This is a genomic window from Mycolicibacter kumamotonensis (assembly GCF_002086285.1).
Classification (GTDB): Bacteria; Actinomycetota; Actinomycetes; order Mycobacteriales; family Mycobacteriaceae; genus Mycobacterium; species Mycobacterium kumamotonense.
Genome location: NZ_MVHU01000022.1, coordinates 67,046 through 81,951, shown reverse-complemented (window position 1 = coordinate 81,951; position 14,906 = coordinate 67,046). Strand labels below are relative to the sequence as shown.

Genomic DNA, 14,906 nt, shown 5'->3' with positions numbered 1-14,906 from the left:
CAGCACCGACCGAGGCCCAACCCGCCGGAACGGAGGTCGCCTGAAACTCACCGATCCACAGGATTTGACAATTCCTCGGTGATAAGGCACGCCCAGCTGTTGAGTCAAAAACTCGGTATCGCCGATGGTGCGGTGTTGGCGTTCGTCCAGGGTGCTCTCACGTGGTCCGACCTCGCGATGGTGGCCGCCGGTGATGCGTACCGGCGGACCGAGGTCGCGTTCCGATTCGCTGAGGAAAAGCGTGCGAGCTTTGTGCGCGACGTCTTGCTCGGAACCATTTCCGGCGCCGAGCTGGCGATTCAGGCCGATGCTCTTGGCCTAGACCCGGCCGGTAGCTACGTTGCGATTCGCGGCTTGCCGATGCCCGGCATGTCGAGGCGAAAGTTGGAGTGGACGCTGGGATTTCATGGTGCGAGCGAACAAACGTCGGGTCTGTGTGCGGTAGTCGACGGATGTGTGGCCGGCTTCTTGAGTGAACGACCAACCCGGGACCTGGACGTCGTCGCCGGCGCCGGGCCGGCACTGCCGCTCGATGAGATGGCGGAGTCCTATCGACTCGCGACGCGGGCGCTGATCACGGCTCAGAAGTTCGGTATGCGAGGGGTGCAAGACATCTCGTCGGTCGGGCTGCGTGCCGCCATGGTGGCTGACACCGAGGTCGGGAAGGCGATGCAGACGCGTTACGTCGGCCCGCTACGGGACAGTGGGTCCGCTCAAGAGTTGATCACGACCATTGATGCCTACCTCGAATGTGGGATGAACGTAGAGCGGGCCGCGAAGCAGCTGTATGTCCACCAGAACACCGTCCGGTACCGATTGGCGCGATTCGAGGAACTGAGCGGCTGCGACATCCACGATGTGGAGGATCTCTTCGGGATCTGGTGGGCATTGAAGTACCGATAGCGAGTTAGCGTCGGCCCGGCGAGGGGACCTGTTCACCGGGGTCCGAACAGTCGTCGCAACAGCAGCGCCACCTCGACGTCGAGGCGGTCGTTGCCGATGGGTCGGCCCCGCCGTAGCTCGGCCCGGCCGATGCGGTACCGGACCGAGTTGAAGTGCAGGTGCAATTCTGCAGCCGCGGCAGTGAAACTCGATCCGGTGCGCAGGAACACGCTCAGCGTTTCGCGAAGCCGTTCATCGCTGTCAGTGTCTTCGGCAAGCGGGCCGAGCACCTCTGCGATCCACTTGTGCACCGAGTCTTGTCTCTCTTTGAGTATCGCCGCGAGCAGAATCCCCGGTTCATCCGCCGGGGTGAACCGTTTGTTGCGTGCATCCGAGGCGACCGCGACCGAAAAAGCGGCGGCAGCCTGTTCGTGAGAGCGGCGGAACCCGGCCACGCCGGCCTGGGGTATGCCGGCAGCAAGATACGGTGCAGTGGGTTCGCTACGGACGAATTCACCGACCCGCTCCAATGCCGACGTGCCGTCGCACGTGGCCAGCGGAATCCAGGCCCATCCGGTCAACCGATCCGCGGAGATGAACAACGGCTTCTCTTGTACCCCAAGCAGTTCTGCAACACGGTGCACGAACCGCTCCAAAGTGGCCAGTTCGTCGTTGTTGCCGGATTCGGCAGTCGACAACACCAGCGCGAGATGCGTCCGTTTCAGTGGGTATCCGATCGAGGCGATCATAAGGTCGGTATCGACGTCGCCACCTTCGAGAAGCTCGCGAACACGCAAGGCGCGCAAGCTGCTTCGCTTATCCTGCCAACGATCGTGCTCTTGTTGATACGTGGCGATCGACAGTTGCGTCACCCAGTCGATATATCCGAAGGACAGCTCGGTAATCAGCTCGAAAGTATCCAGCTGAAGTTGGGTCTCCAATCCAGACGCGCGGATAGCGTCCAGCATGATGCCCAGGACTGTCTGATGACCGAGGCGGTAGGCCCGAACCAATGCCGTGGACGCCACTTCCCGCTGAGCCAACCTGCGTGCGTATTCCATGGCCGCGGTCGGCGGCTCAAGACTCTCCAAGGGAATGTTGTTGCGAACTGCGGTGAAGAACGTATCGATGTTGGCCGCGGTGTTGTCACGCAACAGCTGTAGCAACTGCGTGTCGCCACGCAACTCCGAAACGTCGCGCAGGAGAACCTCCTGCGTTGCCTGAGTGACCGCACCCAACTGGTCTCCGAGACGAGCGATGATGCCGGCTGCGGACTCGGCCACGCGCTCGGTGTATTCACGGTTTTGTGCCGTCATGACCAGGAACCCTAGTAGCACGTCCGGGGTATCAGCCGCGGATTTGTATGCAGCATATGAAAACACTCCCCGAGTTGGTCAGGTCGCTACGTCGTCTCGGGGCGGTAATCGCCGTACCTTCGTCTATGCGCCGACAAACAGGATCGGCTCGGCCATAAGTCATTTCTCGGGCGCTGGTCTATCACAGGCCGTACACCCCGCCGTCAACACCTCGACCGGAAATGGAGCCCCATGTCGATCACCGATTCCGTCGACAGCATCGAGCAGGAGCCCGCGGGAAGCCGTGCCCTCCCGGACCCCGGCGCGTTGGTCCCGGCACTGGCATGGCCGACGGTAAGCCTATTCGCCGCCTCACTCGTCGCATTCGTCTTCGCTACGGTCGGCTACGCCCAGGGCTGGCTACCGGCCTGGGTGACCATTGCGGTCAACGCGACGGTCACCTTCACGATGTTCACCGTGCTGCACGACGCCATCCACTACGCGATCAGCACCGTGAGATGGGTGAACGGACTCTTCGGTCGATTGGCCATGCCGTTGATCGTGCCGATCCTGTCGTTCCCGACTTATGCGTTCCTCCATATCGAGCACCATCGGCATGCGAACGACGACGACAACGATCCCGACGCCTGGGCCTCCCACGCCCCGAACTGGCAAGCGCCGGCACGCTGGGCGTTGGCCGAACTGTTCTATGGCAAGTACCTCATCCCCGCGATCCCCAACCGGCCGAAGGCCGAGGTCGCCGAGACCCTCTTCGTCTTAGTACTGAGCGTCATCGGAGTGGCCGTAGCGATTGTCACCGGCCATCTCTGGACCCTCGCCGTGGTGTTCCTCATCCCGCAGCGCATCGGAATCTTCTTCTTGGCTTGGTGGTTCGACTGGATGCCACATCACGGACTGGAAGCCACGCAGCGCAGCAACCGATACCAGGCCACCCGCACCCGCGTCGGGATGGAGTGGCTGTTCACCCCGCTGATGCTGTCGCAGAACTACCACCTGGTGCATCACCTGCACCCATCCGTACCGTTCTACCGCTACGTCAAGACCTGGCGGCGAAACGAGGAAGCCTACCTGGACCGCGACGTCGCGATAGCCACTGTCTTTGGCCAGCAATTGAATTCGGATGAATTTCGGGAATGGAAGCAGCTCAATAGGAAGCTTGGGCGCCTGGTGCCAGTGCATATGCCGCTCACGTCGAGTGCGACTCACGCGGTGCTGCACCGGATTCCGGTGGCATCGGTCGCCCCCATCACCGATGACAGTACCTTGGTGACGTTCGCGGTGCCGGAGGCGCTACAGGACGAATTCCGATTCGAACCGGGTCAGCACGTCACGGTATGCACCAACCTCGGCGGCGAGGGCGTGCGGCGTAACTACTCGATCTGTGTGCCGGCCACAAAAACCCAACTGAAGATCGCGGTCAAACACATTCCCGGCGGGGCATTTTCAAGCTTCGTTGCCAACCAATTGAAGGCAGGAGACGTACTCGAACTGATGACGCCGACCGGCCGGTTCGGCACCGGACTGGATCCACTGGCGCGAAAGCACTACGTGGGATTAGCAGCCGGCAGTGGCATCACTCCAATCCTGTCGATCCTGGAAACGGTTTTGGAAATCGAAACCGAAAGCCGCTTCACGCTGATCTACGGCAACCGCACCAAAGAGTCGACCATGTTCCGCCGCGACCTGTGCCGCCTCGAATCCTGCTATGCGGACCGTCTCGAGGTCCTGTACGTGATGTCGTCGGAGCCACGGCATACTCCCGAGCTGAGGGGCCGGATCGACGCGGCTAAGCTCGACCGCTGGCTCACCACCTCGCTGCGGCCCGGCACCGTCGATGAATGGTTCGTGTGCGGACCGGCGGCTATGTCGACGGCTGCGCATGACACCTTGCTTCAGCACGGCGTGGATGCGGAACGGATTCACGTGGAGCTGTTCACCGGCTATACGAAAACCAGGTCGGTAGCGCATGATTACGCCCCCGCAACGTTGACGTTTCGGCTGTCGGGCCAAGAGCAGACCGTCGATCTGGCAGCGGGTGACTCGATCCTGGAGGCCGCGCTGCAGGTACGCGGCGATACTCCTTATGCCTGCATGGGCGGCGCCTGCGGTACCTGCCGCGCCAAGTTGGTGACCGGGACCGTCGAGATGGATCAGAACTTCGCTCTCGGACGGGCTGAATTGGACGCCGGCTACGTCCTGACCTGCCAGTCACACCCGAGCAGCCCCACGGTGTCTGTCGACTACGACGCATAGTCCTGGCCGTCGTTGAATGATCAGCTGCTGCGTCGACGACTGGGGCCAATCAGCCGAACACGAAGTAGCGCAACCACAGATAGATCGCCGACAGCGCCACCGACACCGCGGTCACCACGATGCCCTTACGGGTGAACTCCCAGAACGAGATGGGATTGCCGGCGCGGCGGGCGATTCCGAGCATCACCACATTGGCGCTGGCCCCGACCGCGGTCAGGTTGCCACCGAAGTCGGCGCCGAGCGCCAACGCCCACCACAATGCGTCGGGATGCAGGTCATCGGGCAGCGTGGCGCTCAACTCCGCGACGATCGGCGTCATGGTCGCCACGTAGGGAATGTTGTCGATGATTCCCGACACCGGAGCCGAGATCCCCAGGATTCCCATCGTGGTCAGCAGCGCATTGCCGCCGGTGAGCTCGGTGGCGGTCTTGGCCAACGCGCCGATCGCGCCGGTGTCCACCAGGGCGCCGACCATCACGAACAGGCCGGCGAAGAACAGCAGGGTCTCCCACTCGACCCCGGACAGGTAGTCCGAACGCTCCAGCCGGGAGATCACGATCAGCACGCCGGCTCCGAGCAACGCCACCACCGACGGTTCCAGGTGCAACGCGCCGTGCCCCAAGAACCCGGTGAACACCGCGGCCAGTACCACCCCGCACTTGATCAGCAGGCTGCGGTCGCGGATCGCCTCACGTTCCTCCAGGGCCATCACGTCGGCGACGCGGTCGGCCTCGACGGTGAACGATCCGGGGAACAGCCAGCGCAGCATGATGACGAACACCACCATCACGATGAGCACGATCGGCGCCAGGTGGATCAGAAACGCGTTGAACGTCAGCCCCGCACGGCTGGCGATGATGATGTTCGGCGGGTCGCCCACCAGGGTGGCGGCGCCGCCGATGTTGGAGGAGAACACCTCGGCCATCAAAAACGGCGCCGCGCTGATTTCGAGGCGGTCGCAGACCAGCAGCGTGACCGGGGCGATCAACAACACCGTGGTGACGTTGTCCAGCAGCGCCGAGGCCGCCGCCGTCACCAGCACCAGCAGGATCATGATCCGCAGCGGGGACCCATTGGCGCGTTTGGCGGCCCAGATCGCGATGTACTCGAACACCCCGGTCTGGCGCAGCACGCTGACGATGATCATCATGCCCAGTAGCAGGAAGATGACGTCCCAGTCGATCCCGGTCGAGTGCGAGTAGAAGATGTCATCGGAGCTGATCACCGGTAGGACGACGACGGCCGCCGCACCGGCCAATGCCACCAGGGTCTTGTTGACGCGGTCAGCGGCGATGAATGCGTAGGCGATCACAAAGACCGCTACCGCGAAATAGGCCATCCGGGGGAGATCAGACTTTCAGCGCGGTAGCCAGCAAACGCGACGCGGTGATCACGCCCTGCAGTTTACCGTCCTTGACGACGGCGACCAGCGGGCTGCGCAGCCGGGCCATGGTCGAGGCGACTTCGATCACCGTCTCGTCCGCCCTGGCGGTCGGCGCTTCGGGCAGATGCTCGGGCAGCATGTCGCGTACCACCTTGGTGCCCAGCTTCTCGGCGGCCTGGTCGGCCATGGACTCGTTGAGCACTCCGGCCAGCGACGGGTCGTCCTGGATGTAGCCCGGCACGATGAATCGCACCACCTGGGAGGCCGGCAGCACCGCGTACGGCTTGCCGGCCGCGTCGATCACCACAATGCCGGGTAAGCGGTGTTCGGCCAACAATCTGGCCGCATCCAGGGCGTTGGAGTCGATCGCCACCACTGGAAATTCTTCAGCTATCTCCTCGGCGCGCATAGGACGACCATACGATGGCCATCCGCCGCGGTGCGTAGACTGGCCGAATGCTTGAAGGGATCCGCGGCCCCGCCGATCTGCAGTACCTTTCGCAGGCGCAGCTGACCGGTCTGGCGGCCGAGATCCGCGAGTTCCTGATCCACAAAGTCGCCGCGACCGGCGGGCATCTGGGCCCCAACCTGGGCGTGGTGGAGCTGACGCTGGCGCTGCACCGGGTGTTCGACTCCCCGCACGACCCGATCATCTTCGACACCGGCCATCAGGCCTACGTGCACAAGATGCTGACCGGACGCGGCCCCGACTTCGGCACCCTGCGCAAGAAGGGCGGGCTCTCGGGGTACCCGTCGCGCGCCGAGAGCGAGCACGACTGGGTGGAGTCCAGCCACGCCAGCTCGGCGCTGTCCTACGCCGACGGGTTGGCCAAAGCCTTCGAATTGACCGGGCACCGCAACCGGCATGTGGTCGCCGTCGTCGGCGACGGCGCGCTGACCGGGGGCATGTGCTGGGAGGCGTTGAACAACATCGCTGCCGGCCACCGGCCGGTGGTGATCGTCGTCAACGACAACGGCCGCAGCTACGCGCCGACCATCGGCGGTTTCGCCAACCATTTGGCCGCGCTGCGGCTGCAGCCCGCTTACGAGCGCCTGCTGGAGCGGGGCCGCGCCGCGGTGCGCGGCATGCCGGTCGTCGGTGAAATCGGCTACCAGGTGATCCACAGCGTCAAAGCCGGACTCAAGGACGCGCTGGCACCGCAGGCACTCTTCACCGATCTGGGTCTGAAGTACCTGGGTCCGATCGACGGCCACGACGAAGCGGCCGTGGAGTCGGCGCTGCGTCGCGCCCGGGGCTTCGGCGGGCCGGTGATCGTGCACGTGGTCACCCGCAAGGGCAAGGGCTACGGTCCGGCCGAGAACGACGAGGCCGAGCAGATGCATGCCTGCGGCGTTATCGACCCGCTCACCGGCTACGCCACCGAAACCGCCGGCCGCGGATGGACGGCGACGTTCTCCGATGCGCTGATCGAGTACGGCGCCAAGCGCCGCGATGTCGTCGCGATCACCGCCGCGATGCCCGGCCCCACCGGACTGACGCCGTTCGGGCAGCGTTTCCCCGACCGGATGTTCGACGTCGGAATCGCCGAACAGCATGCGCTCACCTCGGCGGCCGGGCTGGCGATGGGCGGCCTGCACCCGGTGGTGGCGGTGTATTCGACATTCCTCAATCGTGCCTTCGACCAGATGCTGATGGACGTCGCGCTGCACAAGCTGCCGGTCACCGTGGTGCTGGACCGGTCCGGGATCACCGGCCCGGACGGCGCCAGCCACAACGGGATGTGGGATCTGTCGATCTTGGGTATCGTGCCGGGCATGCGGGTGGCCGCGCCGCGCGACGGCGTCCGGCTGCGTGAGGAACTTGGGGAGGCGCTGGACGTCCAGGACGGGCCGACCGCGCTGCGCTTCCCGAAAGGCGATGTGGGCGAGGACATTCCCGCGATCGAGCGGCGCTCCGGGGTGGACGTGCTCGCCTTGCCCACGGACGGGCTGACCCCGGACGTGCTGCTGATCGCCGTCGGCGCATTCGCGCCGATGGCGTTGGCGGTGGCCGACCGGCTGCACAATCAGGGCATCGGCGTGACGGTGATCGACCCGCGCTGGGTGCTGCCGGTGCCCGGGGTCATCGCTGAGCTAGCGGTCAACCACAAACTGGTGGTGACCTGCGAGGACAACGGTGTCGCCGGCGGCGTCGGCTCGGCGGTGTCGGCGGCGTTGCGGCGCGCCGATATCGACGTGCCCTGCCGTGACGTCGGTCTGCCGCAACGCTTCTACGACCACGCTTCCCGCGGCGAGCTGCTGGCGGAGATCGGCCTGACCGCCCAGGACGTGGCCCGCCAGATCACCGGCTGGGTGGCGGCGATGGGCAGTTGCAGCAGCTGCGTCGAAGAGGTCAGCGAGCACCTGGACTAGTTCGCGGGGGCAACACCTTGTCGAACAACCAGGTGAAAACGAACGTGTAGACGAGGAAGAACGCCAGCAGGCCGACCTCGAGACCGAATGCCTGCAGCAGTGACACGTGCAGGATCCAGGCCACGACCGGCAGCAGCACCACAACCAGCCCGCCTTCGAACCCGATGGCGTGCACCACCCGGCGCCGCGGAGTGCGGGTCGGGGAGGCCTGGCGCCGTTCCCATGCCTCGAACACGGTGTTCCAGATGTAGTTCCACACCACCGCAACCGTGGATGCCGCCACCGCCATGCCCCCGGAACTGCCGCCGCCGAACCCCAACGCGACAAGGCCGATGGCCGTCAGCGCGATGGCGATGAGTTCGTAGCTGATGACGTAGATGATCCGGCGAACAACTGGTGACACAAGGCCCTCCGAGGAGAATCGTCCATGGGAAGTCCTTGACGGTTCGCGTCCATGGCGGCCGTCGCGCGAGAAGCGCTGGCCGACTGCTGAATACGGTTGTTGTGTCCGCAGTCTAGCAACACCGTATGCGGCGGCCGGGGTGCACGCCGCCCGGCGGACGCCCTAGGCGTCGGCGGTCTTGCCGAGGGCCTGAGCCAAAACCCGCACCGTGAGCTCGCGTTGCCAGGGCCGGGCGCCGCCGGCGCTGAGAAATTCTTCGATCGTTACCGCGGGCTCGGCTGTGGCCGGATCCCAGTCCCAGCACAGCCGGCGCAGCAGGTCGGGGGAGAGCAGGTTCTCGGTCGGCACCGTCACCTGCTCGGAGAGCCGGCCCAGCGCGGCACGGGCCGCCTCCAGCCGGGCGGCCGCCTCGGGCCTGCGCCGTGACCAGCGCGACGGCGGCGGTGGGCCGTTGTGGGGTTCGACGGAATCCGGCGGCTCGGGGTTCTCGCGGGCAGCGGCCAGCGCGGCCAGCCAGGTCGCCGCGCTGTGGCGCTGCTTGGGCCCGCCGAAGACCGGTAGGGCCAGCAGCTCCTCGACGGTGGTGGGGTTGGCGATGGCCGCAGCGACGATCGCCGAGTCGGGCAGGATCCGGCCCGGGGCGATATCGCGGCGCGCCGCGATCCGGTCGCGTACCGTCCACAGTTCGCGCACGGCCGCCAGGCCGCGCCGGTCGCGCACTTTGTGGATGCCCGACGTGCGCCGCCAGCGGTCCCGGCGAGTCGACGTGGTGAAGTCAGCGCTCCGCAGATGGTTGAATTCCTGCGCTGCCCAGTCGGTTTTACCCTGATCGGCGAGCACCTCGGCGATGGCGCCGCGAAGATCGATCAGCACCTCGACGTCCAGTGCCGCATAGTTGAGCCACTCGGCGGGCAGCGGGCGCTTCGACCAGTCGGCGGCGCCGTGCCCCTTGGCCAGGCCCAGCCCCAGCAGCCGCTGCACCATCGCGGCCAGGTTGACCCGCTCGTAGCCGGCCAGCCGCCCGGCCAGCTCGGTGTCATAGAGCGCCTTCGGCCACATGCCGACCTCGGCCAGGCAGGCCAGATCCTGGTCGGCGGCGTGCAGGATCCATTCGTCGTCGTCGAGCACCTCGGCGACCGGACGCAGCAGGGCCGCCGGATCCTCGCCGGCGCCGACCGGGTCGATGAGCACGGTCCCGGCCCCGGCGCGCCGAATCTGGATCAGATAGGCGCGGTTGGAGTAGCGGAAGCCCGATGCCCGTTCGGCATCCACCGCGAACGGACCGTGGCCACCGGCCAGCAGGTCGGCGGCGGCACCGACCTGCCTAGGGGTGACCGAGACCTCCGGCACCCCGTCGGCGGGGCAGCGCAGGGGAGTCGGCTCGGGTAGGTCGGGGGCCGGTTCGGTGATCTGTTCAGACATCTCAGACGCGGGTTCGGGAGCTGAGATCGGTGATCCCGACCGGTGGCAGGCCCGCAGCGTGCTCGAGGACTTCGCAGAACGCCTGGACGTGCGCGCCTAGTTCCGGGGTGGTCGCCGTCCAGGACGCCCGCAGCTCCAATTGGTGTCCGCGGGGCGGCCCGGAGATGTCGCCGTAGCGCACCGAGGTGGTCGCGGTGACGGTCCCGCCCAGCGCGGTGACGTGCTCGGTGCGGGAGCCCAGCGCCTCGACGAGCCAGCTCCAGGCTACCTCGGGCAGCAGCGGGTCGATCGCCTCCTGCGGGTCCAGGTCGGCTTGGATGAACGCCACCAGACGCATGGTGCCATCCCAGGCGTCGGTGCCGTCGGGGTCGTAGAGCAGGATCAGGCGGCCGAACGCGTCGCCGTCGGAATCCTCCGGAACGAAGTCGGTCTCGGGATGCTTGACCTCGGCGCCCAGCGCGTAGCTGTAGGGCGCCAGACGCTGCGGGGGCCGGATCGGGCCCAACTCGATTTCTGACCGCACGGTTGCGGCGTGCATCGTTGCCACCGCTTCCCGGAAGGGGGCAGGCTCGGCTGATGTCACGGGTGCCGCTCCTTAACTCATCGCTGTGCGCCGCCTACCTACCGGGTAGCCAGCGGCCGGCCCCCGGGTGCTGTTATGCACCGCCGCGACGCGGGTCGCCGCATCTCACGCTAACCCCCGGCGTCGATCGGCGCAGACAGGCGCGCCGAATCGGGGCTGGGACCGCCGCATGGACCCGGCGGTTCAGCGAGGCTCGACGGAGGAGAGCCGAAGCTGGGACCGCCGCATGGACCCGGCGGTTCAGCGAGGCTCGACGGAGGAGAGCCGAAGCTGGGACCGCCGCATGAATCGGGACAGTTCGCCCGCGTAACCGGGCCGTGGCAGCATTGACCGTGATGAGTGCCCGTCGTGAGCTGCCCGATTCCCCGTTCCTGGCCGCCGCTGCCGGCCGGCGACCCGCCCGGGTGCCGGTCTGGTTCATGCGCCAGGCCGGCCGGTCGTTGCCGGAATACCGAGCGCTGCGCGCCCAGCACAGCATGCTGGACGCCTGCTTCGACCCGGAGCTGGTCTGCGAGATCACCCTGCAGCCGGTGCGCCGCCACCGCGTGGACGCCGCGATCCTGTTCTCCGACATCGTGGTGCCGCTGCGCGGCGCCGGGGTGGACCTGGACATCGTGCCCGACGTCGGGCCGGTGATCGCCGACCCGGTGCGCAGCGCGGCCGACGTCGCCGCCTTGGGCCCGCTGGACCCGCAGCGGGTGACGGCCGTCGCCGAAGCGGTATCGCTGCTGGTGGGAGCACTCGGCGAGGTACCGCTGATCGGCTTCGCCGGGGCACCGTTCACCCTGGCGTCCTACTTGGTCGAGGGCGGACCCAGCAGGAACCACGCCCACACCAAGGCGATGATGCTGGCCGACCCGGACAGCTGGCATCAACTGATGACCCGGCTCACCGACCTGACCATCGCGTTTCTGACCGTTCAGCTCGACCACGGCGTGGACGCCATCCAGCTGTTCGACTCCTGGGCGGGCACCCTGAGCCTGGCCGACTACCGCCGCTTCGTGCTGCCGCACAGCGCCCGGGTGTTCGCCACGCTGGCCGACGCCGACGTGCCGATGACGCATTTCGGTGTGCAGACCGCCGAGCTGCTGGGCGCCATGGCAGAAGCCGGCGCCACCGTGGTGGGGGTGGACTGGCGCACCCGCCTGACCGATGCCGGCGCCCGCGTCGGCGCGGGCGTTGCCCTGCAGGGCAACCTGGACCCGGCAGTGCTGTTGGCGGGTTGGCCGGTGGTGGAACGCGCCGCCCGCGCCGTCGTCGAGGACGGCCGCGCCGCGGTGGCCGCCGGAGCGTCCGGGCATGTGTTCAACCTCGGACACGGCGTGCTGCCGGAATCGGACCCCGGCATTCTCACTGATCTGGTGTCGCTGGTCCATTCATTGTGACCACGTCGTATTGCGTTGTCGGAGGTGGTATCTCCGGTCTGGCCGCCGCCTACCGACTGCGCGCGACGCTCGGCGAAGCGGCCGATATCACCGTGTTCGATCCGGCCGACCGGCTCGGCGGCGTGCTGCGCACCGAGATCCTGGGCGGTATCCCGGTGGACGTGGGTGCGGAGGCGTTCGTCGCGCGCCGGCCGGAACTGCCCGCCCTGCTGGCCGAGCTGGGCCTGGCCGATCGGGAGCGCACCACCACCGGGGTGCGCCCGCTGCTGTACCGCCGGCGCACGCTGCATCCGCTGCCGCCGGGAACGCTCAACGGAATTCCGTCCTCGCCGGAGTCGATGGCCGGGCTAGTCGATGAGGAGACCCTGGCGCGCCTCGCCGGTGAGCCCTCCCGCCCGATGACGTTCGAACCCGGCAGCGACCCGGCGCTGGGAGCGCTGGTGGCCGACCGGTTCGGCGAGCAGGTGGTCGCCTGTTCGGTGGATCCGCTGATCGGCGGGGTGTACGCCGGTTCGGCGGCGACGGTCGGGCTGCGCTCCGCGGTACCGGGTCTGGCCGCCGCGCTGGACGACGGTGCCCCCAGCCTCACCGAGGCGGTGCGTCGGGCGTTGCCGGCGACCACCGGCGCACCGGTGTTCGGTGCTATCGCCGGAGGCTACCAGGTGCTGATCGATGCGCTGGTGCGCCGCAGCAGGCTGCGCTGGGTACAGGCGGCGGTGACCCAGATCGACCCGACCGGAGACGGTTGGCTGCTGCGGGACGCCGCCGGTGGCTACCACCGCGCCGACCGGGTGGTGATGGCCGTGCCCGCCAACGTGTTGGCCCGGTTGGCCACCGGGTTCGCGCCGCGCGCCGCGGCAACGGCCAGCCAGATCGTCAGCGCGTCGTCGGTGGTGGTGGCGCTGGCGGTGCCCGCCGGTGCGCCGTTCCCGGCCAACTCCGGGGTGCTGGTCGCCACCGGGGAGCGGCTCAACGCCAAGGCGATCACGTTGACCTCGCGCAAGTGGGACACCTGGGGGTATGGCGGCAAGGTGGAGGTGCTGCGACTGTCGTTCGGCCGGTTCGGCGACTCGCGCACCGGGGCCTCCGATCGTGAGTTGGTGGCGTGGGCGGTGGCCGACCTGGAAACCGTCTTCGGTGCCGTGGTGGACCCGCTGGAGGTCCGGGTGCAGCGCTGGCCCGCGGCGATGCCGCAATACCGGTCCGGGCACGCCGCCCTGGTCGCCGGGTTGCGCGCCGGACTGCCGCCGACGGTGGCGGTCGCGGGCAACTACCTCGACGGCATCGGGGTGCCGGCCTGCGTTGCGGCGGCCGATCGTGCGGTGGCAGCCGTGATCAGCGCCACCCCGGCGCCCTAGAGACCTTCAGGGCGTGTCGTGGCAGCATGAGACCATGGCGCACCTCGATTACGACAAGCTGAATTCCACCCTCCGCTACGTGATGTTCTCGGTGTTCTCGGTCCGCCCCGGGGCCCTCGACGACGGGCCGGTCAGCCGTGATGAGGTGGCCGACCAGGCGGCCACCTTCCTCAAGCAGCAAGAGGAGCGCGGGGTGGTGATTCGCGGGATCTACGACGTGGCGGGTCTGCGCGCCGACGCCGACTTCATGATCTGGACTCACGCCGAGCGTGTCGAGGACCTGCAGGCCACCTATGCCGGTTTCCGGCGCACTGCGCTCGGCCGGGCCTGCACCCCGGTGTGGAGCAACGTGGGACTGCACCGGCCCGCCGAGTTCAACAAGAGCCATGTGCCGGCGTTCATCGCCGGTGAGCCGGCCGGCGCCTACATCTGCGTGTACCCGTTCGTGCGCTCACACGAGTGGTATGTGCTGCCCGAGGAGGACCGCCGCCGGATGCTGGCCGAACACGGGATGGCCGCCCGGCCCTACAAGGAGGTCCGCGCCAACACCGTGCCGGCTTTCGCCCTCGGTGACTACGAGTGGATCCTGGCGTTCGAAGCGCCCGAACTCGACCTCATCGTCGACCTGATGCGCGATCTGCGTAACACCGAGGCGCGCCTGCACGCCCGGGAGGAGACTCCGTTCTTCACCGGTCCCCGCATCGAGGTCGAGCAGTTGGTGGCCGCCCTGCCGTGAACTCGTCGACCGCCGACGACGCCGAACGGTTCGAGGAGATCTACCGCGCCGATCAGACCGCCCGGGGATTGCCGGCTTCGACGCCGTGGGACATCGGCGGACCGCAGCCGGCGGTGCGGCGTCTGGTGGCGCTGGGTGCGATCCGGGGGGCGGTGCTCGACCCGGGGACCGGGCCGGGTCACCACGCGATCCACTTCGCCTGGCACGGCTTCGACGCGACCGGCATCGACGTGTCCGAGACGGCCATCGAGCGCGCTCGTGCCAATGCGCTGGCGGCGGGGGTGACGGTCGATTTCCGGGTCGGCGACGCCAAGACTCTCGACGGTTTCACCGCTTGTTTCGACACCGTGGTCGACACCGCCTTCTACAACACGTTCGGCGGTGACGCCCAGCACGAGTACCTGCGGGCGCTACACCGGGCGACCAGGCCGGGTGCCCGGCTCTACATGGTCGAGGCCGCCGACTACAACATCAACGGGTTCTTCATGCCCCCGGCGATGTCGGTCGACGAGCTGCGATCCGGGCTACCGGCCGGTGGCTGGCACATCGACTACCTGGGGCCGACCAGCTATCTGGTCAATGTCAGTGCGGCGGGGTTCGCCGCGCAGGTCGAACGGAATCCGGCCGCGCCGCCGCGGATCCGGGCGATCGCGCAACGGCTGGCCGTCATCGAGCCGTTGATGGACGGGCAGTTGGCGCACGCCCCGTTCTGGGAAGTCCACGCGACGCGTATCGACTAGCTTTCGCCGCGGCCGCGGGCGCCTCCCACTCGTCGAGCCTGTAGTTAGCGCGGAAAAGTGCGAGTGGGGAC

The 14,906-nt window shown here is 67.4% G+C and carries 13 protein-coding genes; 7 read left to right on the top strand and 6 right to left on the bottom strand.

Translation table 11 applies throughout. The features are described 5' to 3' along the window. The first annotated feature begins 78 nt into the window (after positions 1–78). Positions 79–903: a PucR family transcriptional regulator gene (locus tag BST28_RS24790; RefSeq protein ID WP_234808299.1), complete on the top strand. Its 825-nt coding sequence runs from the start codon at positions 79–81 to the stop codon at positions 901–903. Between the two features lie 32 nt (positions 904–935). On the opposite strand, the gene BST28_RS15105 is transcribed toward BST28_RS24790, so the two are convergent. Next, positions 936–2,198, bottom strand: coding sequence for a PucR family transcriptional regulator (locus BST28_RS15105; RefSeq protein ID WP_019734952.1), 1,263 nt, complete (start codon positions 2,196–2,198; stop codon positions 936–938). Positions 2,199–2,429: 231 nt separating this feature from the next. Here BST28_RS15105 and BST28_RS15100 point away from each other — a divergent pair, with 231 nt between their 5' ends. Further along, complete coding sequence (locus tag BST28_RS15100; protein WP_083081693.1) at positions 2,430–4,451, top strand: fatty acid desaturase; 2,022 nt, start codon at positions 2,430–2,432, stop codon at positions 4,449–4,451. 49 nt (positions 4,452–4,500) lie between these two features. Here the strand turns inward: BST28_RS15100 and BST28_RS15095 are convergent, their stop codons facing one another. Together BST28_RS15095 and BST28_RS15090 are read right to left on the bottom strand one after the other, a co-directional pair. Next, positions 4,501–5,790, bottom strand: coding sequence for an ArsB/NhaD family transporter (locus BST28_RS15095; protein ID WP_019734954.1), 1,290 nt, complete (start codon positions 5,788–5,790; stop codon positions 4,501–4,503). Positions 5,791–5,800: 10 nt separating this feature from the next. Then, entirely contained in the window at positions 5,801–6,244 is a 444-nt protein-coding gene (locus tag BST28_RS15090; protein WP_083081690.1) for a CBS domain-containing protein, read from the bottom strand. 47 nt (positions 6,245–6,291) lie between these two features. On the opposite strand from BST28_RS15090, the gene dxs reads away from it, so the two are divergent. Next, entirely contained in the window at positions 6,292–8,208 is a 1,917-nt protein-coding gene (gene dxs / locus BST28_RS15085) for a 1-deoxy-D-xylulose-5-phosphate synthase (protein ID WP_019734956.1), read from the top strand. Here the strand turns inward: dxs and BST28_RS15080 are convergent. The 3 genes from BST28_RS15080 to BST28_RS15070 all read right to left on the bottom strand — a co-directional run bounded on the left by BST28_RS15080 (position 8,189) and on the right by BST28_RS15070 (position 10,571). Then, on the bottom strand, positions 8,189–8,611 hold the full coding sequence (locus BST28_RS15080) for a PACE efflux transporter (RefSeq protein WP_083081688.1): 423 nt from the start codon (positions 8,609–8,611) through the stop codon (positions 8,189–8,191). The genes dxs and BST28_RS15080 overlap by 20 nt on opposite strands. A 162-nt stretch (positions 8,612–8,773) precedes the next feature. Further along, positions 8,774–10,033, bottom strand: a complete 1,260-nt coding sequence (locus tag BST28_RS15075; protein WP_083081686.1) for a ribonuclease D — start codon at positions 10,031–10,033, stop codon at positions 8,774–8,776. Between the two features lies 1 nt (position 10,034). Beyond that, positions 10,035–10,571, bottom strand: a complete 537-nt coding sequence (locus BST28_RS15070; protein ID WP_170306898.1) for a DUF3000 domain-containing protein — start codon at positions 10,569–10,571, stop codon at positions 10,035–10,037. Between the two features lie 380 nt (positions 10,572–10,951). On the opposite strand from BST28_RS15070, the gene hemE reads away from it, so the two are divergent. The 4 genes from hemE to BST28_RS15045 are packed head-to-tail and all read left to right on the top strand — an operon-like array spanning position 10,952 to position 14,835. Next, a complete protein-coding gene (hemE, locus tag BST28_RS15060; protein WP_019736657.1) occupies positions 10,952–12,001 on the top strand; it encodes a uroporphyrinogen decarboxylase in 1,050 nt (349 codons plus the stop codon). After that, a complete protein-coding gene (locus BST28_RS15055; protein ID WP_065288404.1) occupies positions 11,995–13,359 on the top strand; it encodes a protoporphyrinogen oxidase in 1,365 nt (454 codons plus the stop codon). The genes hemE and BST28_RS15055 overlap by 7 nt, the downstream gene beginning before the upstream one ends. A 34-nt stretch (positions 13,360–13,393) precedes the next feature. After that, the gene (gene hemQ, locus BST28_RS15050; protein WP_029248700.1) at positions 13,394–14,095 is read left to right on the top strand and encodes a hydrogen peroxide-dependent heme synthase; all 702 of its coding nucleotides are present in this window, start codon (positions 13,394–13,396) and stop codon (positions 14,093–14,095) included. Continuing rightward, the gene (locus BST28_RS15045; protein ID WP_109560712.1) at positions 14,092–14,835 is read left to right on the top strand and encodes a class I SAM-dependent methyltransferase; all 744 of its coding nucleotides are present in this window, start codon (positions 14,092–14,094) and stop codon (positions 14,833–14,835) included. The genes hemQ and BST28_RS15045 overlap by 4 nt, the downstream gene beginning before the upstream one ends. Positions 14,836–14,906 lie beyond the last annotated feature (71 nt).